The sequence below is a fragment of the Paenibacillus sp. J22P277 genome, from assembly GCF_059383675.1.
This window is the reverse complement of the sequence record NZ_JBXENS010000002.1, coordinates 617,655-641,103: the sequence shown is the minus strand read 5'-3', so window position 1 is coordinate 641,103 and position 23,449 is coordinate 617,655. Positions and strand designations below refer to the sequence as shown.

The following is a 23,449-nucleotide window of genomic DNA, read 5'->3' as shown; positions in this document are numbered from 1 at the left end:
CAAGTATCATCAAGATTTTGCCGTCGTGGCCGCGCTACAATAAGATCAGTCCAAGGGAGGTGCCGAGCATGCCGACGAAAGAGGACTACTTGGAGCGGATTCAAGCGACGATCGATCATATCGAGGCGCATTTGGCCGAGGAGCTTTCATTGTCGCGGCTTGCGGCTGCCGCGATGTTCTCGGAGTTCCATTTCCACCGCGTCTTTCAAGTCATGGCAGGCGAAACGGTGATGGAATACGTGCGCAAGCGGCGATTGGCGCGCGCTGCATTCCAAGTCGCCCATGCGGATGAACGGCTGCTCGACATTGCGCTGGAATGCGGATTTCAGAATCACGAGACGTTCACGCGCGCATTCAAGCGCATGTTCGGCATGGCGCCGGCGGACTATCGCAAGCGGGGGATTCAGCCCCCCGAGTACGGCAAGCTGAACGTGCTGCAGCGCAAGTACAATCCTTATTTGGGAGGCATTCAAATGGATTATCGAATCGCGAGGAAACCGGCATTCAAAGTGATCGGCTACGAGCTTCAAACGACGAACAACGGAGAGAATCTGAAGGAAATCCCGGCTTTCTGGCAGGAATACCTGAAGAACGGCTGGGAGAAGAACATCCCGAACCGCGTCCATGCGGACAGCCCGGTCGAGCTTGGCATCTGCCATGGCTTCGACATGGACGCCGGCACGTTCCTGTACCTGATCGGCATGGAGGCAACGGACTTCGACAATGTACCGGACGGCCTGATCTGCAGAGAGTTCGGCGAAGCGGAATATGCGGTGTTCTCGACGCCGAAGGTACCGGAGGAGCAGTTCTCGCCTTCGATCCAAAGCACCTGGCAGGCGATCTTCGGCGAATGGTTCCCGCACTCCGGTTACGAGCATGCGGGCAAGCCCGAGTTCGAGCTTTACGACGAGCGCTGCGGCCCGGGCAACGAGCTGTGGCAGATGGACATCTACGTGCCGGTCAAACGCAAGAGCGAGTAGGCTGCAGGTTTACGGCGGCACGCCAAAAAGGATGCGGCCCCTAATCGGGGCGGCATCCTTTTTGGTTTTCGTGCCGGAAGCGGCCGGTCGCGATCATGGCAACTCGCCGCAGCCGGAAGCTCCGGGCAGTGACCGCGCGCTGCCGTCGCAGTGCGGTTTCCGCGCGCTCCCGCGCGGTTGCGGTTCGAACTGCTAGCGACGGCGAATCTCGAAAAACTCGCAAGCCTCCCGGTCGTGGTACGCAACGTCGCTGACGCTGGATTGGCTGACGACGATCGCCTCGTCGAATCGGATGATGATGCCGCCGGTGTCGATGATATGGTCGTCTTTATAGACGCGCAGCTTGAACTGGCGCTCCATGGCCTCCGTGAAATCCTCGTCCGTCACTAAACGGCGGTATATGGACATGCCGCTCCTCCTCCTCCTCCCATGAAAGCCAAGCCGTCGTTACAGCTTGCGTTCAAAATGTTCGTTCATCTCGCCGTCCGTTGCCGCGGGCTCGCCGCCGGACAAGCGGAAATCATGGCTGTGCAGCAGCTCGAAATCCCCGAAATCGACCTGCTTGTAAAACTCGTAGCAGGGGAACCCTTCATGCGTGCCTCTAATATCCACGATGCCGTCGTTGCCGTTCACGGTGACGTGCAGCTCGTAGCGGATGGCAGGCTCGTCCGGAAGCAGCGGGTTAACGACGCGCGCGCTCATCACGAAATCGACGGACATCGCCTCCCAGCTCTCGCCGGAGACCGTAATGCCGTCCGTCGGCGCCTTGCCTTGTTCGATGCGGCTGATGCCGCCCGGTCCGGTCCGCTTCAACCGGGTCGTTCCGGTATCCGCGAACGCGAGCAGCTTGCGCCGCTCGAAATCGACGACGACCTCCTGCTCGATGCGGGAGCGTCCCGAATGACCGGCGTGCGGCGTGAACGCCCGCGCATCGCCGGCCAGCTCGCGGGTGGCGCCGCTCTCGGGATCCCGTACGGCGGGCAGCCATTGCAAGCCGCCGATAAAGACGCTTGCGCGGATTTTGACAATCGTTACCATCGAGAAGATATCCCCTTTATGACGCGATGGGTTTAGTTTACCATACGGGTCCGGGGCCGCGCTTCCCGCTTGCGGACGTTTCACATAATTTCCCGCTGACCGTGACATATTACAAGCATGGACAAAGCTGGGAAAGTGGTGGAGATAGTGATAAAACGTCGAGAGTGGATTCTTATATTGGCGGCGCTGGTCATTGCGTCGGGCTTTGCTTTCTTGAAGCCGGCGGAGGCCTCGCCGGGCGGCGGGCCGTTTCATTTCGGCTTCAAGAAAAGCGTCGGCGGCGCTCTTCCTTCGATCAAGGAAGAGGGCTTCCAGAGCATCCTGCAGCAGCACGGGGCGATTTTCCTCGGGGATACGACGCAGCGCGAGCTCTATTTGACGTTCGACAACGGTTACGAGAACGGCTATACGCCGGGGATTCTGGACGTGTTGAAGGCGAAGGGCGTGCCCGCGATATTCTTCGTGACGGGGCATTACGTAAAGGACAAGCCGGAGCTCGTCAAACGAATGGCCGCGGAAGGCCATCTGATCGGCAACCATTCGTGGAGCCATCCCGACATGAGCGTGATCACCAGCAGCCAGATCGGCACCGAGCTGGCGAAGGTGAAAACCGCGGTCGCCGAGCTGACCGGACAGCAGGACATGACGTTCCTGCGTCCGCCGCGCGGCATCTTCAACGACCGGGTGCTTGCGGTCAGCAAGGCGCAGGGCTACACGAGCGTGTTTTGGTCCGTCGCCTACCGGGACTGGGAGCCAAGCGCCCAGCGCGGCTGGAAGTACGCCTACGACAACGTGATGGCGCAGCTCCATCCCGGCGCGGTGATTTTGCTGCATGCCGTCTCCAAGGACAACGCCGACGCGCTCGGCCGCATCATTGACGCCGCGCGCGAGAAAGGGTACACGTTCAAGCCGCTGAACGAGCTGGAGAGCAAGACGTATTAGCGCAGCGGAGAACAGAGAAACGAAAAAAGCCTTGTCCCCTGAGAGGGGACAAGGCTTTTTGGCCGGACGGCATTTCTTTGCCGGAAGACCGAGGGCGCTTGCTCAGAACCACATGAACATCGAGCGGAACAACCCGCGTTTGCGCGACGAGGCGGATGCCTGGGCTTTGGAGTCCGCCGCTTTCAGCCGCAGGTCGTCGACCGCGGGCAGCGGCTCGCGCGCGTGCTCCATGGAGGAGGCGAGCTGCTCGATCATTCGGCGCAGTTCTTCCAGCTCCTCGCGGTGCTGGCGGATTTGCGCGGTGACGACCTCGTCGGCCTTCTGGTCCAGGCGGCGTTCGACCTGCAGGATGCGGGTCAGCATGTCGTTCCCCGCGGTCTCGAGCAGCGCGGAGCTTGCCGCCGTCTCGAGGAAGGCGTCGAGCAGCCGCGGCTGCAGCGCCGGTTCGGGCGCGGGCAGCTGAATCTGCTCCATCGTTTCTCCCCTTTCAATGGCGGACTTGATGTAGCCGAGCAATTCCATATCGCGATCGTTGAACGTATAATGACCGAACCGGTCTTTACGAAAAACAGTAGGGTAGTGGGAGGCCCAGCGTTTAACCGTCGTTTGACTGACGTTCAGCGAAATAGCAGCGTCCTTGCTCTTCACAAGATCCATTCCTTATCACTCCGCTTTCGTTGGATTGATAAAGGGTATTCGAGACGCCGCGTCCGCCTCCCTGCACGGGCGACAAAGGTAGTGCCTATTCGCTAAACAAAGTGGTTTTGCGCGAAGGCTCGGCAGTTGTCGATGGCGGCGGAGAAGAAAACGAAAAAGCAGCAGGCGCCATGGGCCTGCTGCCTGATCGCTATTCTTTAGGGCTGGGCGTCTTCGGACGAGGCGGTTGCATTCGCGTCGCCCGAACCGGCGGCGGTCTCGGCGCCCTGGTCCGCTTCGGCATCGGCGCGCGAGGTCGATGCGGATCCGGCGCTCAGCGCGTTAAGGTCGATGAACGGGGTCGCGCCGCCCGTGACGCTCGGCAGCTTGCCGTCCCATTTCTCCACGGCCTGCTCCTGCACCTCGAGCTGCTTGAGCTGGATCAGGTCCGGCGTGACTTCCTGCTTCTTCAGCTTGAGCGATTCCGCGTCCGCCTGCGCCTGCGCGATCTTCTGCTGCGCTTCGATCTGCACGCGCTTGAGGTCGTTCTCGGCCTTGAGCGCCTGCTGCTGGGCGACCTGCTTCGCTTCGATGGACTGGTTGAACGCATCGGAGAATTTGAAATTGACGATATTAATGTCGTTCACGACGAGATCGTACCGGGCCAGCCGCTGCGTAAGGGCTTCCCGTATCTCCCCCGCGACGATGTCCCGCTTGGCGATCAGGTCCTCAGCCGGATAACGGGCCGTGACTTCCTTGACGATCTCTTGGATCGCCGGGTTGACGATCACGCTGTCGAAGGCGCCGCCGATATTGTTCATCAGCTTGTAGGCGGACGTCTTGTCGACGGAATAGTTGACGGCCACGTGCGTCGAGACCGGCTGCAAATCCTTGGACGATGCGGACGTGTCGGTCTCCGCTTTGGTTACCTGCACGTTCACTTGGATAATCGTCTGCACGAACGGAATTTTGAGATGAATGCCGGGCAACAAGGTATTGTCGTTGAGCTTGCCGAACGTTTTGTACAGGCCGACGTTGCCGTACTGGACGGTCGCGTAGGAATTGAACGCGACGATCAGCCCGGCGACGACGAGGACGGCGGTCCAGATAAGCGTTTTCAGAGGAAATCCTGGTTTTCTTACACTCGGTTCCACGACGTGCATCGATACCCCTCCCATGTATGAGACAAGCCGCGCCGCGCTAAGGCGCGCCTAAGAAGATGATACGCAGGCGGGAGGCGAAAGTGGCAACAATTTTTGGTAAAATGAAGGACATGCGACGGAGGTGGGAACATAGATGGAGCATACGGCGGAAGAAATCGCGGCATGGATGCTGGAGGAGCTGAAATCGGCGGGAAAGCTGTATCAGGATCAGGCGGTTGCGCATATTCAGGCGCATTACGGGGAGTCATACGTCTATACCAACGAGAACGGCAACGTCTCGATCGATAAAGAAGTGAAGAAAAGATTCAAAAAGCTGCATGGCGGGCGCGCGGCTTGGGAGCGGGACGGCTTTTTCTGGGCCTGGGTCTAACGGATTCGCCCGGCGCGAAGCATGCTTGAGGCGCAGCCGCAACCAGTTCCGTGCAAAGCCATGAATCGTGCGTATCATCAGCCTCGGATGCGCTCGATACCGAACAACGTTGCCCAGCCGCGCCTCGCGCACGAGAATGCGCGAGGTGCCGAGCATCCGGGCTTGCCGCCGGAGTCAGACGTCGTAATCGATGCGGCCGTCCGCCCAGATGACGAGCTTGCGGGCGGCCGGGTCGTGCTCGACCTCCCCGTGCGTGGAGAAGTACCAGGTTTTGCGGTTCGTGGCGCCTTCGGGCACGAAGAAGATATTCAGCTCGTCGCGATGGCCGCAGACGGCTTCGGCGACGGCCGCGTCAAGCACGTCGATGCTGATCTTCCAGCCTTCGCGGCTTGTTGCCGGTTCGATGACGAACGGCGTCCCGTGCTTCTTGGAATCCAGGAACAGCCTGCCGCCGACGGTGTGGCGGATGTATAGATGGTCCATGTTTTACCCCTCCTTGACAACTTAACTATAGCACAATATGATACTTACATAAAGTAAGTTAATGAGCGTTTCGTTCGTAAAATTCTAGCAACCCGAGGAGTGTGTCATTATGATCAAGTTATATCCGGCGGCTTCCCGCGTGTCCGGCGACCACGGCTGGCTCCAATATAATTTTAGTTTCTCGTTCGCGGATTATTACGATCCGGACAACGTGAATTTCGGCCCGCTGCGCGTGTTCAACGAAGATTATATCCAACCTTCCCGCGGCTTCGGCACGCATCCGCATCGCGATATGGAGATCGTCACGGTCGTCTTGAGCGGGGAAGTGAAGCACGAGGATAACACGGGGGGATCCGGCGTGATCCGTCCCGGCGAAGTGCAGCGGATGTCGGCGGGCTCGGGCATCCTGCACTCGGAAGTGAATTCGTCCGAGACGGAAGTCGCCAACCTGCTGCAGATGTGGTTTCTTCCGGAGCGGAAGGGGCTTGCGCCGTCTTACGAGCAGAAGACGTACGATCGCGAGGGGATGAAGAACGCGCTCGTTCCGATCGTATCGCAATCGATTCAGGGCGAGTCGGTCGTAAGTATCCACCAGGACATGACGATATACTTGTCGGAGCCGGAGGCAGGCGCTACGGTCTCGTTCGAAGGGGACGCGGCCCGCAAAATCTTCTTCTTCGTCATGAACGGCGAAGTGACGCTGAACGGCGAACATATCCTCGGCAAAAGCGACTCCGCCCGGATCACGGACCTGTCGAAGCTGGACGTCCATTCATCGCGGGGCGCGCAATTCATGCTGATCGATCTGCCTTGACCGACATCCGTGCGGCCGCGCTGAATAAGCCGTCTTCCTCCCGTCAACACTGAGGCGTAGCAGGATCAATCGCACGCGAGGAGGAAACGCGGATGGAGTTCAAGCCGGCCCAATTGGACCGCATGGCCTTGGCGCAGCTGCAGCAATTCGAGCACGAGCTGCGCGAGCGGACCTCGGCGGAGATCGTTATCGTCGCCTACCAAGCTTCCGGGGATGCGTCGCAAGGCGCGCATTCGAACGGGGAGCGGGAGCAATAACCGCAGGATTCAAATGAAAGAAAAGGCGCGAACCGTAACAAGTTCGTGCCTTTTTGCTTGCCGCGGGTGCAGGATTCGCCGATTGCCGGGGCGAAGGGAGTAGGCGAGGTTGGCCAGGGTAAAGGAGCAAACGGGTATGCGGTTAAGAAAAACAATGCTGGCGCTCGCGTGCGCGGTCGTATTCGCCTGCATGCTGGCAGGCTGCGGCAAAAGCGAGACGCCGTTGACGTACGCGGACAAGGTCGACTCCACGGACCTGAGCGCCGAGCACGGCCAAGTCGCGCTTGGGGTCGGCGAAGAGGAGCTCGTCAAGCAGCTGGGCAAGCCGATCCGGACGCTCAACGACGGCGGGCGCAGCTTTCTGTTCATGTACGAGGAGTATCAATACACGTCGGTGGACAATACGGTCGTCGGCTACTCCCTTGGGCCCAAGTCCGCGACGGCCAAAGGCTTGAAGCTGGGCGCGGCCAAGGCGGACGTGGTGAAGGGCTACGGTGAAGGCTACTACGAGCGGGGCGGCGAAGGACCGTCGGCGACCATCGGTTATATCGACAAGACCAAGCGGCTCGCGCTGGAGTTCGAGCTGAAGGACGGCATCGTGAAGGCGATCAGCCTTACGTCGTTAAGCATGTACGAGTAGCGCGCGGAGAACAAGAGGGCACGAGGACCTTCGTCTCTCGCCTTAGCCGGACGAAATCGTGCCGCGTTAACAAATAAGCGAACCGCAAAGCAAAAAAAAGGGGCAATCCACCGCGAGTCATCGCCGGAGGGATTGCCCCTTTCCCGTTCAAATCAAGTTCAAATCAAATCCACGTACAGCGGGCCGAACGTTTCTTCCTTGCCGCCGGCCGACAGCTTCATCTCCAGCGCGTCGCCGTCCGCCAGCGGACCGACGCCCGCGGGCGTGCCGGTGTAGATCACGTCCCCGGCGCCGAGTCCCATGCGCGTGCCGATGAAGTCGATCAACTGCTGCAGGGAGAAGATCATGTCCCGGGGCGAACCGCTTTGCGCGAGTTCCTCGTTCTTAACGAGGCTGAAGGTTAATGCCCCGAATGCTTCCTCGCTTTCGAAAGGCCGGAACGGACCCAGCACGGCCGAACCGATGAAGCCCTTGGCCAGCAGCCACGGGTGGCGCTTTTCTTTCAACTGCGACTGCACGTCGCGCGCGGTCAGGTCGATGCCGAGCGCGACGCCGTCGACCAGCTCGCTTACGGTCATGCCCGGTTTGTAGCTCGTCCCGATGCGGACGACAAGCTCCAGTTCGTAGTGAATTTCCCCGATATCGCCGGGCAAGGCAAGCTTGCCGCTCGCCGGATGCAGCGCGTGCGTCGGTTTCGAGAAGATCATCGGCTCCTCCGGCACGTCGTTGCCAAGCTCCTTCGCGTGCAGCGCGTAATTGCGCCCGACGCAATAGATGTTGCGGATATCTTCCGTCATTCTCGATTTCTCCTTTGCCTGTTTCATTTTGAGCGAATTTGACCCTGACGGGAGCGGCGAATCGCTTGATAAAGCTGCGTTATCGGCGCCGCGGAAGGCCAAAGGCCGATTCTTCCATCATTCCCTAATCATAGCACGTCAGGGGGACAAACTTCATATTTTGGCTGTCATCACCTTAAAAAAGCAAACCTCAGTCCTTGATTTCGCGCATTGTTGAAAAGGGGTTGGTACATGATAATAAGCGTATATTAACCCAAGGGGGATTCAAAGATGGTTAAAAAATCTACGAAAACGGCCGCATTTGCACTGACCGCGGCAGGTCTGCTCATGGGCGCGACGGCTTGCGGCAGCAACAATGCCAATAATACGTCCGACAATGCGAATACGGGCAACACGGGCACGAACGCAGGCGGCAACGCGGCGGCGGGCGGCGACAAGAACGTAACGATTACGTTCCAAAACATTTATCCGGATCCGGCGACGCCTTCCTACAAAATGCTTCATTCGATCGTCGACCAGTACCAAAAGGATCACCCGAACGTGAAGATCGAGCTCGACTCTCTCAATACGGACCAACAGAAGCTGAAGCTGAAAACGCAAGCGGCTTCCAAAGAAGTGCCGGACATCACGATCGTGAACCCGGCCGCGCAAATGAAGCCGTTCGTCGACGCCAAGCTGTTCGCGCCGCTGAACGACATGCTGGACCAGAACGGCCTGAAAGACACGTTCCAAAAAGGCCTGCTCGACTATTACAGCTTCGACAACAACATTTACGCGCTGCCTGACGGCAACAACATCGAAGTCGTGTACTACAACAAAGACATGTTCGCGCAAGCCGGCATCACGGCAACGCCTACGACGTACGAAGAGTTCTTGGACGACGTGAAGAAAATCAAAGCCAAAGGCATGACGCCGATCGCGATCGGCGAGAAGGATTCTTGGACGGGCTCGTTCTTGTTCATGAACATCCTGCTCCGCACGAACGGCGGCCCGGGCTTCCTGCAAGACGTGCTGGACGGCAAGAAAACGTTCAAAGACGCTGCATTCACGGACGCCGTGTCCGCCATGCAGGATCTGATCCAAGCCAAAGCCTTCGAAGAAGGCGCAACGTCCATCGACTACAACACGGGCGGCAACCTCTTCAAAACCGGCAAAGCGGCCATGATGATCATGGGTACGTGGGAAACCGGCGCCATCGACTCTTCGACGGTCGGTCCTAAAGTCGGCGTCTTCAAATTCCCGACGGTCAAAGGCAAAGGCGATCCGGACCAATTCATGCTCGCGCCGGGCTCCGCGTTCGCGGTATCGGCCAACAGCAAGCACCTGCAAGAAACGAAGGATTTCCTGAACTACTTCATGACGGAAATGCCGAAGAAACAATTCGAGCTGAAAAACGCGGTCGGCAGCGGCCAAATCATCACCGGTGACTTCAAAGCGGCGGGCTACTCGCAGCTGGCCCAAGACGTACTGGCCTTGTTCCAAAACGTCAAAGGCGGCGACCTCGCGTTCGACAACACGATGAAACCGGCCATCGCGCAGGCTCACCTGAGCAGCATCCAAAACATGTTCGTGCAAAAGGTCGATCCGGCAGCTGTAGCGGCCGAGCACCAATCGGCATTCGACTCGAACAAATAAGCATCGCGTTCCATCCATGAGCCTTGGTGAGGGGCGGCGTCGCTCCGGCGTCTCCGCCCCGCCCGGCTTTCTACGAAGCAAGCTTGCCGTATCGCACTCAGGCAGACGAAACTTCGCAATTCCGCTATGAATCAGGAGGCAACCCCAGTGAATGTTTTAAAAGTCCCGGCCCGTACAATCGCCGTATTCGTCCTGCCGTGTCTAATCATCTACATCGGTCTCGTGTTCGTTCCGATCCTCGTATCCATCTACGACAGCTTGCTGGATTGGGACAGCATCAATAAGGCGAAATTCATCGGGTTGGACAACTTTAAAACGATGTTCGCCCACGACGCGAATTTCTGGCCGGCTGTCCGCCACACCTTGATGTATGCAGTCTTCTCCATGCTCGAGATTCCGATTTGTTTGTTCGTGGCGGCGCTGATGAACCGCTACGTGAAGAAAGCGAACACGCTCGTCTCGATTTATTTCGTGCCTGTCATCCTTTCCACCGTCATCATCGGCCAACTGTGGAAAACGATCTACAACCCGGCCGACATGGGCGGCATGCTGAACGGCATCCTGAACTCGCTCGGACTCGAAAGCTGGACGCGCAGCTGGCTCACGGAGCCGAAAATCGCGATGTACTGCCTGTATTTCGTTTCACTCTGGCAATATTTCGGTTATCACCTGCTCATTCAATTCACGGGCGTGCAGAACATTCCGCAAGAAGTGTACGAAGCCGCCAAAATCGACGGCGCGGAAGGTTTCAAGTCCGACTGGTATATCACGTACCCTATGGCGGTTCCGATCTTCAAAATCTCTATCGTACTCGCGTTCATCGGCTCTTTGCAGCAGTTCGACCTGGTCTGGGTCATGACCGGCGGCGGACCTGCGCACGCAACGGATACGATCTCCACACACATGTACAACAGCTCCTTCCTGTCGCTTAAATACGGCTACGGCAGCGCGCTGGCGACGTTCCTCGTGTTCGTGTGCCTGGTATTCACGGTCGTCATCAATACCGTGTTCAAAAAAGTCGAAGCGAAGTACAGCTAGAAGGGAGAACGGCAACCATGAAGGGAATTTCAAAAGGCATCGTGTACGCGATGCTGGGGATCCTCGTAGTCACGCAAATCTATCCATTGTTTTGGCTGGTTCTGTACTCGCTCAAGACGAACGAGCAGATCCTCGGCTCCAGTTTCTTCTCGCTGCCGACGACGCCGCAATGGCATAACTATAAAGATGCTTACAAAAGCGGTCACTACCTGCAATATCTCGGCAACAGCGTGTTGGTGACGGTAGTCACGCTGGTGTGCGTCATCGTGCTGAGCTCCATGGTGGCGTATGCCATCTCCCGGTTCAGATGGAAGTACGGCCCGATCGTCACGCTCATCTTCCTGATGGGCATGATGATTCCGATGCAGGCTACGCTGCTGCCGCTGATGGTTATCTTCAAGAACCTGCACATCCTGAATACGCGCTGGGCGCTGATCCTGCCGTACATCGCGTTCGCGACGCCGATCTCGGTCTTTATCCTGAGCGGCTTCATGCGAGGCATCCCGGCGGAGATCGAGGAGTCGGCGTTCATCGACGGCGCCAGCGTGTACCGGATCTTCCGGAGTATCATCCTGCCGATTTCGGTTCCGCCGATCATGACGGTCGTCATTCTGACGTTCATCACGATCTGGAACGAATACATCATGGCCGCGACGTTCATTTCGTCCGAGAAGTTGAAAACCCTCCCGTTCGGCATATATACTTTTGTGAGCCAGTACAATGTCAACTATGGCGCAATCGGCGCATTCCTCGTGCTTGGCGCGCTGCCGGTCCTGATCGTGTATTTCGTCCTTTCCGAGCGGATCACGAAAGGCATGGTAGCGGGAGCGGTGAAAGGGTAAGCACCCGGGGATGCTGCCTCACGAAAGGGCGGTAAAGGCGTGACGCGCGGATTTCATTCCATTCAATATCGATTGTTCGTGCTTTTCCTGATCAGCATGTCCGCAATCGTGCTTACGGTCAGCATCCTGTATTACAACCGGACGACGGTGCAATTCCATCAGAAGATCAGCAGCCTGTCCAAGCAGAACGTCTCGCAGACGGCAGGCTTGTTCGATCTCCTCTTGAAAGGGTACGACAGCTTGTCGAAGTCCGTCATCGGCAATAACGATCTCGCTCGCATTTTGAGCAATCCCAAAGTCGACAGCCCTGCTGTCGATTATTTTAATGAGCAGGCCATCACCAATATTTTGGGGGCTGCTTTTTTGTCGCAAGAGGACATTATCGGCATCCACGTGCTGACCGATAACGGGAAAGTGTTTAACTACAGCAATTATGCCAACGTGATCAGCCCGGACTACAAATCGACCTCGTGGTATGCCCAGATCGCGGCGTCGACCGGCAGCATGGTGTGGCTCGGCGTGTTCGACCATTCCATCCTCGACCAGGTCGACGACCGGGCCGTTTTCGCATTCGGCCGACCTATCTACGACCTCAATAACCACCGGCCGGTCGGCATCGCCCTGTTCGAGACGAACCCGCAGGCGATTATCGCCGCGATGGATAACTTGAAGCTCGGCGAGCACAGCGAGGTGTACCTGATGAACCGCGAGGGGAATATTATCTCTACGACCGCGTTCCATTGGGATCCCGCTTGGCTGAGGAGCCTGCCGCGTCCGCAGGAAGGCGCGCCGGTCGTCGAGGAGCACGACGGCAAGCTCGTGGTGTCCTCGCAGCTGCCGTTCGCGGATTGGACGGTGCTCGGCGTCACGCCGGACCGGGACCTGAACGTCGAGCTGACGGAGACGAAGCGGTTCCTGATCATCGTCGGGGCGATTCTCGTCATCGTCTCGACGCTGCTGGCGACGATTTTCTCGCGGACGCTGTCCCGGCCCCTCAAACGGCTCATCTCCGAGATGAAACAGGTCGAGATCGGGAACTTCCGCGGCTCGCTGAACGTGACGTCCTATCAGGAAATCAATATTTTGGTAGCGTCTTTCAATCAAATGGTGAATCATATCGCGGAGCTGATCGAGCGGGTCAAGGTGTCCTCGGTCAGCGAGAAGAACGCGGAGCTGCAGGCGCTGCAATCGCAGGTCAATCCGCATTTTCTGTACAATACGCTCGACATGATCTATTGGATGCTCGACGAGAAGGGGCATGACCGGCTCGGCGAGGTCGTCCTGTCGCTCTCCCGCCTGTTCCGCTACAGCAGCCATTGGGAGGACGGCGCGGCCGTCACGCTTCGCGAGGAGATCGAGCAAATCCAGCATTATTTGACGATCATCGTGACGCGGCTCGAAGGACGCTTGACGGTCGACGTCGGCATCAGCGAGCGTTGGATGAGCATCGCGCTGCCCAAGATGACCTTGCAGCCGATCATCGAGAATGCCGTGAAGCACGGGCTGGAGCCGCTGATCGACCGGCCTGGCGTGCTGCGCGTCTATGCGGAAGAAGGGGAGCGGCAGCTGCGCATCCTGGTCGAGGATAACGGCGTCGGCATGGACGCCCGGACGCTCGACCGCCTGAACGCCCTGCTGAAGCGGGCGAAAGACGATACGGTGCGGGACGTGAACGAGGAATCGGAACGCCGCGAAGGCGGCATCGGACTCGTCAATCTGCAGCGCCGGCTGCAGCATATGTTCGGCGAAGCGTACGGACTGCAATTAAGAAGCAAAGCAAATGAAGGGACGACGGCGGTCATTACGATCCCGCTCCCGCCGCAGAAGGAAGGAGGCGAAGCGCATGGCAGTGAATATCCTCATCGCGGATGACGAGAGCGTCATTCGGGAAGGCGTCAAACGCACGATCAAGCGGGCTTTTCCCGCGTACACCATCCATTTGGCCGGCTCGGCCGAGGAAGCGGTCGGCATCATGGACAACCAGCCCGTCGATATCGTGCTGACCGATATCCTGATGCCGGGCATCGACGGCTTGGAGTTCATGAAGATGTCGCGGCGCCGGTATCCGCACGTGAAGTGGGTCGTCATCTCGGCGCATTCCGAGTTCTCCTACGCGCAGAAGGCGGTGCGTCTCGGCGCGCGGGACTACCTGCTCAAGCCGATCGGGAAGCAACGGCTCGTCGAGCTGATGGAGCAGCTCGCGGGCGAAGCGAAGGCGGAGACGGAGCTGTCGCGCGACGGCGAGCTCATGAAGCGCAATCTGAAATATTTGCGCGAAGCGGTCTTCCAGCGGCTCGCCTCGGGGCTGGAAATCGGCAACATGGACATCGCGCCGCTCTTCGAGCCGTATCCGCATTTCCGTCTCGTGCTGACGCATCTCGAAGAGGCGGTCAAACCGGTGCATTTGGAGCATTTCATCATCGAGAACGTGCTCTCCGAGCTGGTGGACCGCCACGGGGAGGGGTTTGTCGTCAATTTCGACCGGCAAAGCCTGCTTGCCATCGTCCATTTCCCGGACTCGGCCGAGGAAGAGGCGCTGCTGACGGAGCTGAAGACGCATCTGGGGCATTATTTGAAGGTGCCGTTTCACGTGACGTCCTCGTGCACGATCACCGATTACCACAGCATCGCGGCGGAGGTGAAGCGGCTGCGCCAATCGACCTCGGTGCCGGGTCTCGACCGGAGCGAAGGGAGCGACAAGGCCGTCGAGGTGGCGCTGCAGTATCTCAAGGCGCACTATAACGAGGAGCTGTCGCTCGAGCGCGTGGCGTCCGTGGTGTTCCTCAATCCGATCTATTTCAGCCAGCTGTTCAAGCAGAAGACCGGGCAGGGCTACAAGGACTACGTGACCGGCCTTCGCGTCGAGCAGGCCAAGGAGCTGCTGCAGCAGCAGGGGCTCAAGCTCGCGGACATCGCGGAGCGTATCGGTTACGGCGACGTCCGGCATTTCACCCAGGTGTTCCGGAAGAAGATGAACGTGACGCCTACGGAGTATCGGCAGCAGTTTCTCGCGGAGCGGTAGGATAGGGGCTTGGCCCCCTCCTACCGCCCGTTTTTTAAAACCTTTAACCTTTAGAGCGTTAAACATTAACCCTTTAAAACCTTTTCGCAACCACTTCGCAACCCCCTAAATCCCCCTTGCCTAAGGGGGACCCCAGGGATTCCATCCCTGGACCCGGATGGGGCTTGCCTTCTACTGGGCCGTCTTCGAAGCTGCTTCGAGGGGGGCTCGTTTTCGTCCGCTTGCGGACGCACTTTACCTGTGGCGAACTTACGTTACTTGATGCCTGGTTTTCACAACCATTTCGCAACCCCCTAAATCCCCCTTGCCTAAGGGGGACCCCAGGGATTCCATCCCTGGACTCGGATGGGGCTTGCCTTCTACTGGGCCGTCTTCGAAGCTGCTTCGAGGGGGGCTCGTTTTCGTCCGCTTGCGGACACATTTTATTTGTGGTGTTCTTCCTATGCGGGTTGCCTATTTTCAACGGCGTTCTTTCGCATGCAATTTGTTCTGGTGCGTTTCTGTTAACATCGCACGAACACCGCCTTGCTAGAATGAGTTTGCTAGGTTGACTACTCATCGGCGGGGTGCGAGATGTTTCGGTATAAGTGGAGGAATGGCGTGGCGTTGGCGGTTGGGTTGCTGGTTTTGACGCAGGCGTGGGAGTCTGGGCCGAGCGCGGAAGCCGAGGGCGGTTCGGATGCTGCGGTCAATCCGGTCTCCGCGAAAGCGGGCAGCGGCGGCAATGAGGCGCCGACCGGCTTGGCGTTGACGTTCAACGGGGATCCCCATACGTCCCAGAGCTTCGCGTGGTACACGGATTCCGGCGTGACGGGCACGAAGTTGGAGGTCGTTCCTACCGCGCTGGTTCCCGGCGGCGCGTGGCCGGCGGAGGGCGCGATCTCGTTCGCGGGCAGCGCGATGCCGATCAACGTCTACCAGTCCTCGAAGGATAAGAGCGCGGGCAAGCTGACGGACTACGCCTCCCATAAGGTCACCGCCGACGGCCTTCAGCCGGGCGTGAAGTACAGCTACCGGGCCGGCGACGGTCAAGCCGGGCATTGGAGCGAGGTCGGCACGTTCACGACGGAGCAGGCGGATAACGACGCGTTTACGTTCCTGTATACGACGGATCCGCAAGGAACGACAGCGAGCCAATACGGCACGTGGAATCATACGCTGCAGGCGGCGGTCAAGCAGTTTCCGCTGGCGCGCTTCATTACGATCACGGGCGACCTGGTCGATAACGGCGACCTCGAGGAGCAATGGCTGTGGATGCTGAACCAGCCGCGGGAAATGCTGACGCGAAAGCCCGTCGTCCCGGCCGTTACTTCGAACAGGCGTGCCGCGGTATTGGCGGGCAACGCGTTTGCGAGTGCCATTAGATCACGGACCTCCACTTCATGATTGCTTATCCGAAACGGAAGCGGAGCTCGCGCATAGTCTTGAAATAACTGGAAAATCGGACTACACTCGGATTATCCGATCCGAAGGAGCGATGCAGTATGAGCACAGCCGTGTACGTGCGTCCGTCAGCGGGGTTCAAACCAATCTGAACGGCGGAAGCAGCCGCATGCAGGCGAAGCCTTAATGTTGAAGCGTGCTTCCGCGTTCCTAATCATGGAGGTCATACGAGTGAAGCATGAAAGTCGTAATCAGTGGGAAGTCTTTTTCGACGCGCACGCGCCGCATTACCTGGAAAATGGATTCACGAAGAATACGATCGCGGAAGCGGATTTTTTGATGCGGGAGTTGAACCTCCCGGCAGGCGGCGCGATACTGGACGTCGGCTGCGGCACGGGCCGGCATTCGGTCGAGCTGGCGAAGCGCGGGTTCAAAGTGACGGGCGTCGATCTGTCGGCGGGCATGCTGGCGGAAGCCCGTAAGGCATCCGAGGAGGCCAACGCGGACGTCGAATGGATTCGCTCCGACGCGGCGCGATTCACGGCATCCAAAGCGTACGACGCCGTCATCTGCCTGTGCGAGGGCGCGTTCGGCTTGGTCGGCAGGGACGAGGATCCGGAGGCGCACGACAACGCCATTCTCCACAATATCGCCGCCGCGCTGAAGCCGGATGGGCGATTCGTGCTCACGACGCTCAACGCCTACGCCAAGCTCCGCAGCCTCACGCAAGCGGACGTGGATTCCGGCAGGTTCGATCCGTTGACCATGCTGGAGCAGTATACGGAGGAACTGGAGCTTCCGGAGGGCAAGAGGCGCGTGGAGATCAAGGAACGCCGCTATTTCCCGTTTGAATTGAGGGGCATGTTCGAGCGGGCCGGGCTGGACGTCGCGCACGTCTGGGGCGGCACCGCGGGCCATTGGAAGCGCGAGGCGGTTCGGCTCGACGAAACCGAAGTGATGATCGTCGCCGCGAAACGTTAAGCGGGTTTGCCGGCGCAACGGCCATCTTCGGGCGGTGCGGTCGTTCGACGGTGAGATGCAGTCCGTTTTCCTTGGGGATTCTTCCCGGGGGACGGGCTGCTTTTTTGTCGGGGCCAGGTTCTGTCCCGAGAACGGACGGAATCTTTGCAACGGGTTCGCCCAAAGTGGTATGGTGTAAGGAGCAAGCATAGGAGGAAAACGATGGCGAACGAATCGAAGAAAAACAAACAATTTGCCAATATATCGCTCGGCGTGATGGCGGCGGGCTTCGCGGCGACCATTCCGTTTCGTGCCGGGGGACTCGGGCTGCTGCATGCCGGCTTCGAAGCCGGCGTCATCGGCGGACTCGCGGACTGGTTTGCCGTGACGGCGCTGTTCCGCCACCCGCTCGGCATTCCGATCCCGCACACGGCGCTGCTGCCCCGGAACCGGAAGAAAATGTCCGAGGGCATCGTGCGCGTGCTGGAGGACCGGCTGCTGGCGAAGGACAGCATGCTCGAGAAGTTGAGGCAGTTCGAGCTGGCGGAGCAGCTGCTGCCCGTCATCCGCGGCGCGCTGCATTCGGCGGTGCACAGCGAGCGCCTGCCGCAGCTCTTGGAAGGCGTTATCCGCAGCGTGGATGCCGATCGCATCGTTCCGCTGCTCTCGGACGAGATCGGCGCGGCCGTGCGCCGCATCGACCTGGAGGCGGCGCTTCGCGGCTTCCTGCGCAAAGCCGAGGAGGACGGCACGGACGAGCGCATGCTGGATCTGCTGCTGGAGCGGGCGGAGTCCTGGATCGCGACCGAAGGGATGCGCCGCGAGCTCGGCAGCGCGGTCATGACGCTGATCAAAGGACTGAACCTCGGCGGCTTGATGTCGTTCGCGGTCAATGCCTTCATCGGCTATTTGGAAGAGGACAAGCTTGGGACCATGCTGCAATCCTTCGTGCTCTCGAAGATCCACGAGCTGAAGCTCGAGGGCACGGAGCGCCGTTTGATCGTCATGAGCAAGCTGCGCGAGGCGCTGGATATCCTGATTACGAAGCTGGCGGAATCCGGACAGCTGGACGCCATGCGCGACGAGCTGCTTGAAGCCTTCGATATCGAGGGCGAACTGCATAAGCTGTTCGAGAGCCTGCGGGAGAAAGGCGTCGCTTTCCTGCATGACGAGGATTTTGCCGAGAAGACGTGGACGTTCGTGGACGGACTCCTGAACCGGATCGAGGCGAACGAAGGACTTGTCGACGAAGCCGAGCATTGGCTCAAAGGCCAAGCCGCGGCGCTGATCGAGCGCAACCATGCCCGGATCGGCTCCTTCGTGCGGGAGAATCTGGACCGGCTCGACAACGACCAGCTGGTCGAATTGATCGAGGACAAGGTCGGGCAGGACTTGCAATGGATCCGCGTCAACGGCGCGCTTTGCGGGTTTCTGATCGGCCTCCTGCTGCGGGGCATCGAGATGGCGACCGGGAACGTTTGAGGCCGGGGATTGCGAACTTTGTCAGTGAACGGGCGGATGATTAAACCATTCGCCTTACGCCCCAAATACGAAAAACGCTCATTTAGTGAGGTAGCGGGAGATTGCTGGCGCTCGCCGCCTTTGTAAGCGCTATATCCATGCTGGTTGCCTGCTCAAGGGAGCGGATTGCGTACGGGTTTCCTTTACAAAAAGCATGTGCTGGCGTAACATGAGTCATGCTTAAACTACGTAATTGACAACGCTGAATTTCCGAATTGGAAAACGGGGGAACCATTGGCATGTCAAGCCATCGAAGGCGTCAGATCGAGGCTTGCCATCAGGGGTGAATCCCGGGCGGGGCAGCTTAAGGCCGCCGCGTTCCGGGTAGGGCAGCTCTCATGTCCGAATCCGACAGCTAACCTCGTAAGCGACCCGAGAGAGGCGACGATTGTGCGTGCGAATAGACACTTCTTATATCATGTGCCTAGAAGCCGCGAGAGGCGTTCCTCTAAGTTAGAGGCCGTTTTTCGTTGGCTTCTTTTTTGATGTCCGTTTTCGCGCCCTCGCATAAGTTTCAAGCAATTCGCAAATCTATAGGTATAGGCATGAAAGGGGTATAACGTTATGGCCGGCTACCGGCGACAAACTCCGGAGGAACTGCTATTATCCATCTCCAAAATCCATCGCGGCCGTCTGAAAATTTACATCGGCGCCGTCAGCGGATCCGGCAAAACCTACCACATGCTGCGCGAGGGCCAGGCGCTCAAGCAGCAGGGAATCGAGGTGGTCGTCTGCGCCGTCTCGACGATGCGGCGGCCGGAAACCGTGGAACAGCTGGCGGATCTCGAGCGCATTCCGAGCATCCATTGGCTGAAAGGCGACGTGGAGAAGAAGGATTTGAATTTGGATGCGATCATCGAGCGCAATCCGGAGGTGCTGCTGGTAGACTCGCTGGCGCATGAGAACCGACCTGGCGCCAAGTTTCCGACGCGGCGCGAGGATATTCGCTTTCTGCTCGGCCGCGGAATCAGCGTGATCACGACGGTCAATGTCTACGAGCTGGAAGGCGTGACGGAGCAGGCGCAGAAGCTGACCGGCATCTCGCCGGAATGCACGGTGCCGACCGATCTGTTGGAGCTGGCGGATGAAGTGCGGTTGATCGACGTGTCGCCGGAGACGATCCTGAACCGGCTGAGCGAGGGGCGGCTGAACAATGTCAAGGATCCGGAGCTGCTCAAACGCGGCAATGTCGGCAAGCTGCGCGAGCTGACGCTGCGCCTCATGGCGGAGGGCGTGAACGAATCGCTGGAGAAGTACCGCGAGGAGCAGGGCTTCATCGGGCCTTCCGGCGCGTCCGAGCGCATCTTGGTCGCCGCGCAGTACCATATCAACGGATCGATCTATATACGGCGCGGGCAGCAGATCGCCAAGCGGCTGGGCGGAGACCTGCAGGTCGTGGTCTTCAACGACGCCACCCAAGAGCCGACCAAGGAGCGGGAGGCGTTCAAGAAGTCGATCCTGAAGCTGGTCGAGAAGGTCGGGGCGGGCTTCCGCGAGATCGCCGTTTCCGGCCGGAAGCAGGTTCCGCGGGCGATGATCCGCTACGCCATGCTGATCAACGCGACCCGGATCGTCATGGGTCATTCCAAGCAGACCCGCTCGGAGGAGCTGATGCACGGCTCGATCGCGCACAGCCTGCTGAAGCAGACGCGCAACATCGACGTGTTCTTCATGGCGGATCGCGCGGAGCATGACGGCGAACGGGTGCTGCCGGCGAAGCGTTCCGTTTCGAAGCCGCCGTCGGAACCGTACCGCAGGCTGAGCACGCAGGAAGTCGAGAAGAAAATCGAGCGCATTCGCCGCGGGACGTTCAAGGTGTACGTCGGCGCCGCTCCCGGGGCCGGCAAGACCTACATGATGCTGCGCGAAGGCAACGCGCTGCTCCGCAAGGACATCGACGTCGTGATCGGCTGCGTGGACACGCACGGACGGGCCGACACGGAAGCGCAAATCGGCGGGCTGACGACGATTCCGCGGATCCGGATCGAGTCGAACGGTAAAACGGACGAAGAGATGGATGTCTCCGCGATTATCGCCCGCAACCCCGAGGTCGTCTTGATCGACGAGCTGGCGCACGAGAACGCGCAGGGCAGCCGAAACAAGCACCGGTACGAGGACATACGGCAGATTCTGGATGCGGGCATCTCCGTCATTTCCACGATGAACGTGCAGCATCTGGAGAGCCTGAAGGACGCCGTCGAGCAGATTACCTGCACGACCGTGACCGAGACGGTGCCCGATCAATTCCTGCGCCTCGCGGACGAAATGGAGCTCGTCGACGTTGCGCCGAGCGCGCTGCAGCAGCGCCTGCGCGACGGATTGATCTACAAGGACGAGGACGTGGAAGGCGAGCTGGCCGGCTTCTTCAAGACGGGCAACCTCATCGCGCTGCGCGAGCTGGCGCTGCGGGAGATCGCGGACGACGTGGACGAACGGCTGGAGTCGTGGGAACGCAACGGCTCGCTGCGCGGCACGTGGCATCGGCATGAATCCATCTTCGTTGCGGTGACGACGAGCAAGAACGCCGAACGGCTGATTCGTCGCGGTTTCCGTATCGCGTACCGCTTGAAAGCCGACTGGCATGTGCACTACGTGCGCACCGAAGGCGACCGTTCGGAAGCCTGCAACAAGCGGATCGAGGAAATCAAGGCGCTGGTCGACCGGCTTGGCGGCGATTTCGAGGCGGAGAGCGGCGTGTCGGCGAGCAAGATTCCGGACGCCCTCCTGGCGAAGGCCAACGAGCTCAAGAGCACGCAGATGATCCTAGGCCAGTCGGGCCGCGGGTTCTGGAGCAAGCTGAAGACCAAACCGGTCATCGATACGATTTTGCGCGAAGGCCGCCATATGGACGTGTTGGTCGTGGCGGATTTCAATCCCAACATGGCGCTTGGGGAAGAGGAAGAGTAGCTTTCCAGGGATCCATAAGAGGAAGAGTTGCATTCCGAAAGGGCACCGCCAGGCAATACGTTCCGGAGTTTTTGGCAGGATGCGGATATAGCGCGAATATGCCGTAAGACGCAGCTGATGCGATTGCAGCTATTTTCGCCTTCCTATGTTTTGACGTCCTTTGCGAGGGGTACTTCTTTATGAAGTGCCCTTTTTCGTTTCGATTCATCTCATGCGGAACCCGATTCGTAATCTATGGATTCACGCTTGATTGATGAGAACATTTGGCTGGGAAAACGTCATCCGTATGGCATTTGTGTAATATTTCCTAACACTATTCATAAAAATAAATTGAAACAACTCCCCAATCTTGATAGAATCGTATCAGATTACGACATTTACGAGGGGGAACAAGAATGAACAAACGATATACGTTAGGTATATTAACGCTAATTGCTGCCATCACCTTGAGCGGATGCGGCGCCAAGAAAGCGAACGACACCGAAGGCGCGGCGAACGGCGGCAACAACGGCGCGGCGAACAGCGGCAACGAGAGCAATGCAAGCAGCGGAAGCGGCGCCGACGAGACGACGTACCTGTTTGCCAGCGATGGCAGTTACGCGCCGATGGAATACATGGACAAGGATGTTCTGAAAGGCTTCGATATCGATTTTCTCGACGCGATCATGAAGGAAGCCGGCCTCAAGTACGAAGTGCGCAACGTCGCATGGGACGCGATGCTGGAGAGCGTGAAGCAGGGCAAAGAATACCAAGCGGGCATCTCCAGCATCTCGATCACCGACGAACGGAAGCAGACGTACGATTTCTCCATGCCGTACTTCGAATCGACGAACGTCATCATGGTGAAGGAAGACAGCGACATCAAGAGCGCGTCGGATCTGAAAGGCAAGAAGGTCGCCGTGCAGGGCGGCACGACGGCCGACATCCTGATGACGAAAATCATGGGCGAAGGCAACACGGATCTGAAGAAGTTCGACAGCAATGCCGTCGCGCTGCTGGAGCTGGACCAGGGCGGAGCGGACGCCGTTGTCGCGGACATCGCCATCGTGCGGGATTACATCAAGAACAACCCGGACAAGAAGCTCAAGGAAGTCTTGGATAACACGAACTTCACGCCGGAGTATTACGGGATCGCCTATCCGAAGGACAGCGAGCTGAAGGCCAAGCTGGATCCCGCGATCAAAGCGGTCATCGAGAACGGGAAGTACGCGGAAATCTACAAGAAGTGGTTCAACGAAGAGCCGGACACAACCCATCTGGTGGAAACGGAATAACGAACGGATAGCGGAGCATGCGTAATCGAAACGTTGCGCATGTTCTTTTTTTCTCTACTTATGGCAAGCGAAAGGGCGATCGGCATGGATTTCAGATTCGATATCATCGAAGATTATTTCCCGCTACTGATGCGGGGTACACTGTATACAATATGCATCTCGTTCGCGTCGATCGTGATCGGCTCGATTCTCGGCTTGGGCGTCGGCCTCGGCAAAATGTCGCGGCATTGGTTCCTGCGCTGGCCGATGCAGTCCTACATCAACTTTTTCCGCGGCACGCCGCTGCTCGTGCAGATCTTCATCGTGCATTTCGCGCTCGTTCCGCTCTTCTACGGCAAGACCAACGCCATTGCGGCGGGGGTCATCGCTTTATCGCTCAACGCTGCGGCCTATACGGCGGAGATCTACCGGGCCGGCATCCAGTCCATCGACAAAGGACAGACGGAGGCCGCCTTGTCCATCGGCATGACGCCTTGGCAGGCCATGCGCTTCGTCGTGCTGCCGCAAGCGATCAAGCGGATGATTCCGGCGTTCGGCAACGAATTCATCGTGCTGCTGAAGGACTCCTCGCTGCTCACGTTCATCACGGTGCCCGAGATCATGTATTGGAGCAACGCGATGAAGAACCAGTACATCCGGGTGTGGGAGCCGTTCTTGACGGCAGCGGTCATCTATTTCATTCTGACGTACACGCTCAATAAACTGTTGGTCTGGCTCGAAAGGAAGGTGCAGGCATGATGGCGGCTA

The 23,449-nt window shown here is 58.8% G+C and carries 23 protein-coding genes and 1 riboswitch; of the genes, 17 read left to right on the top strand and 6 right to left on the bottom strand.

What is annotated here, in order from left to right; all coding sequences use genetic code 11:
* Positions 1 to 68 precede the first annotated feature (68 nt).
* Positions 69 to 980: a GyrI-like domain-containing protein gene (locus AC50YL_RS07625; RefSeq protein ID WP_494830690.1), complete on the top strand. Its 912-nt coding sequence runs from the start codon at positions 69 to 71 to the stop codon at positions 978 to 980.
* 192 nt (positions 981 to 1,172) lie between these two features.
* Here AC50YL_RS07625 and AC50YL_RS07620 read toward each other — a convergent pair whose 3' ends face one another.
* Together AC50YL_RS07620 and AC50YL_RS07615 are read right to left on the bottom strand one after the other, a co-directional pair.
* Positions 1,173 to 1,388, bottom strand: a complete 216-nt coding sequence (locus AC50YL_RS07620) for a hypothetical protein (protein ID WP_494830688.1) — start codon at positions 1,386 to 1,388, stop codon at positions 1,173 to 1,175.
* 39 nt (positions 1,389 to 1,427) lie between these two features.
* Positions 1,428 to 2,018: a DUF3238 domain-containing protein gene (locus AC50YL_RS07615; protein ID WP_494830686.1), complete on the bottom strand. Its 591-nt coding sequence runs from the start codon at positions 2,016 to 2,018 to the stop codon at positions 1,428 to 1,430.
* A gap of 150 nt (positions 2,019 to 2,168) precedes the next feature.
* Here AC50YL_RS07615 and pdaA point away from each other — a divergent pair, with 150 nt between their 5' ends.
* Positions 2,169 to 2,960, top strand: coding sequence for a delta-lactam-biosynthetic de-N-acetylase (gene pdaA, locus AC50YL_RS07610; RefSeq protein ID WP_494831195.1), 792 nt, complete (start codon positions 2,169 to 2,171; stop codon positions 2,958 to 2,960).
* 102 nt (positions 2,961 to 3,062) lie between these two features.
* On the opposite strand, the gene AC50YL_RS07605 is transcribed toward pdaA, so the two are convergent.
* Positions 3,063 to 3,617, bottom strand: coding sequence for a MerR family transcriptional regulator (locus AC50YL_RS07605; RefSeq protein ID WP_494830685.1), 555 nt, complete (start codon positions 3,615 to 3,617; stop codon positions 3,063 to 3,065).
* A gap of 197 nt (positions 3,618 to 3,814) precedes the next feature.
* On the bottom strand, positions 3,815 to 4,759 hold the full coding sequence (locus AC50YL_RS07600) for a prohibitin family protein (protein ID WP_494830684.1): 945 nt from the start codon (positions 4,757 to 4,759) through the stop codon (positions 3,815 to 3,817).
* A 133-nt stretch (positions 4,760 to 4,892) separates the two neighbouring features.
* Here AC50YL_RS07600 and AC50YL_RS07595 point away from each other — a divergent pair, with 133 nt between their 5' ends.
* Positions 4,893 to 5,129: a DUF6953 family protein gene (locus AC50YL_RS07595; RefSeq protein ID WP_494830683.1), complete on the top strand. Its 237-nt coding sequence runs from the start codon at positions 4,893 to 4,895 to the stop codon at positions 5,127 to 5,129.
* Positions 5,130 to 5,303: 174 nt separating this feature from the next.
* On the opposite strand, the gene AC50YL_RS07590 is transcribed toward AC50YL_RS07595, so the two are convergent.
* On the bottom strand, positions 5,304 to 5,612 hold the full coding sequence (locus AC50YL_RS07590; protein ID WP_494830681.1) for a hypothetical protein: 309 nt from the start codon (positions 5,610 to 5,612) through the stop codon (positions 5,304 to 5,306).
* A 109-nt stretch (positions 5,613 to 5,721) separates the two neighbouring features.
* Between AC50YL_RS07590 and AC50YL_RS07585 the strand changes: the two genes are divergently transcribed.
* From AC50YL_RS07585 to AC50YL_RS07575, 3 genes are all read left to right on the top strand, one after another.
* Complete coding sequence (locus AC50YL_RS07585) at positions 5,722 to 6,426, top strand: pirin family protein (protein WP_494830680.1); 705 nt, start codon at positions 5,722 to 5,724, stop codon at positions 6,424 to 6,426.
* Positions 6,427 to 6,518: 92 nt separating this feature from the next.
* Positions 6,519 to 6,683: a hypothetical protein gene (locus tag AC50YL_RS07580; protein ID WP_494830678.1), complete on the top strand. Its 165-nt coding sequence runs from the start codon at positions 6,519 to 6,521 to the stop codon at positions 6,681 to 6,683.
* A gap of 136 nt (positions 6,684 to 6,819) precedes the next feature.
* Positions 6,820 to 7,323: a hypothetical protein gene (locus AC50YL_RS07575; protein WP_494830676.1), complete on the top strand. Its 504-nt coding sequence runs from the start codon at positions 6,820 to 6,822 to the stop codon at positions 7,321 to 7,323.
* A gap of 158 nt (positions 7,324 to 7,481) precedes the next feature.
* On the opposite strand, the gene AC50YL_RS07570 is transcribed toward AC50YL_RS07575, so the two are convergent.
* Complete coding sequence (locus AC50YL_RS07570) at positions 7,482 to 8,120, bottom strand: fumarylacetoacetate hydrolase family protein (RefSeq protein ID WP_494830674.1); 639 nt, start codon at positions 8,118 to 8,120, stop codon at positions 7,482 to 7,484.
* A gap of 270 nt (positions 8,121 to 8,390) precedes the next feature.
* Between AC50YL_RS07570 and AC50YL_RS07565 the strand changes: the two genes are divergently transcribed.
* The 11 genes from AC50YL_RS07565 to AC50YL_RS07515 all read left to right on the top strand — a co-directional run bounded on the left by AC50YL_RS07565 (position 8,391) and on the right by AC50YL_RS07515 (position 23,440).
* A complete protein-coding gene (locus AC50YL_RS07565; RefSeq protein WP_494830672.1) occupies positions 8,391 to 9,755 on the top strand; it encodes an extracellular solute-binding protein in 1,365 nt (454 codons plus the stop codon).
* A 147-nt stretch (positions 9,756 to 9,902) separates the two neighbouring features.
* On the top strand, positions 9,903 to 10,793 hold the full coding sequence (locus tag AC50YL_RS07560) for a carbohydrate ABC transporter permease (RefSeq protein ID WP_494830670.1): 891 nt from the start codon (positions 9,903 to 9,905) through the stop codon (positions 10,791 to 10,793).
* 17 nt (positions 10,794 to 10,810) lie between these two features.
* On the top strand, positions 10,811 to 11,635 hold the full coding sequence (locus tag AC50YL_RS07555) for a carbohydrate ABC transporter permease (RefSeq protein WP_494830668.1): 825 nt from the start codon (positions 10,811 to 10,813) through the stop codon (positions 11,633 to 11,635).
* Between the two features lie 96 nt (positions 11,636 to 11,731).
* The gene (locus AC50YL_RS07550; RefSeq protein WP_494831193.1) at positions 11,732 to 13,507 is read left to right on the top strand and encodes a sensor histidine kinase; all 1,776 of its coding nucleotides are present in this window, start codon (positions 11,732 to 11,734) and stop codon (positions 13,505 to 13,507) included.
* Positions 13,485 to 14,657, top strand: coding sequence for a response regulator (locus AC50YL_RS07545; protein ID WP_494831191.1), 1,173 nt, complete (start codon positions 13,485 to 13,487; stop codon positions 14,655 to 14,657). The genes AC50YL_RS07550 and AC50YL_RS07545 overlap by 23 nt, the downstream gene beginning before the upstream one ends.
* Before the next feature lie 600 nt (positions 14,658 to 15,257).
* Entirely contained in the window at positions 15,258 to 16,043 is a 786-nt protein-coding gene (locus AC50YL_RS07540) for a fibronectin type III domain-containing protein (protein WP_494830666.1), read from the top strand.
* Positions 16,044 to 16,271: 228 nt separating this feature from the next.
* Positions 16,272 to 17,021, top strand: coding sequence for a class I SAM-dependent methyltransferase (locus AC50YL_RS07535; protein WP_494830664.1), 750 nt, complete (start codon positions 16,272 to 16,274; stop codon positions 17,019 to 17,021).
* A gap of 201 nt (positions 17,022 to 17,222) precedes the next feature.
* On the top strand, positions 17,223 to 18,482 hold the full coding sequence (locus AC50YL_RS07530; protein ID WP_494830662.1) for a DUF445 domain-containing protein: 1,260 nt from the start codon (positions 17,223 to 17,225) through the stop codon (positions 18,480 to 18,482).
* Positions 18,483 to 18,711: 229 nt separating this feature from the next.
* Positions 18,712 to 18,907: riboswitch (cyclic di-AMP (ydaO/yuaA leader) on the top strand.
* A 178-nt stretch (positions 18,908 to 19,085) separates the two neighbouring features.
* Entirely contained in the window at positions 19,086 to 21,428 is a 2,343-nt protein-coding gene (locus AC50YL_RS07525) for a histidine kinase (RefSeq protein ID WP_494830660.1), read from the top strand.
* A gap of 395 nt (positions 21,429 to 21,823) precedes the next feature.
* The gene (locus tag AC50YL_RS07520) at positions 21,824 to 22,702 is read left to right on the top strand and encodes a basic amino acid ABC transporter substrate-binding protein (RefSeq protein ID WP_494830659.1); all 879 of its coding nucleotides are present in this window, start codon (positions 21,824 to 21,826) and stop codon (positions 22,700 to 22,702) included.
* Between the two features lie 84 nt (positions 22,703 to 22,786).
* A complete protein-coding gene (locus tag AC50YL_RS07515) occupies positions 22,787 to 23,440 on the top strand; it encodes an amino acid ABC transporter permease (protein WP_494830657.1) in 654 nt (217 codons plus the stop codon).
* The last annotated feature ends 9 nt before the right edge of the window (positions 23,441 to 23,449 follow it).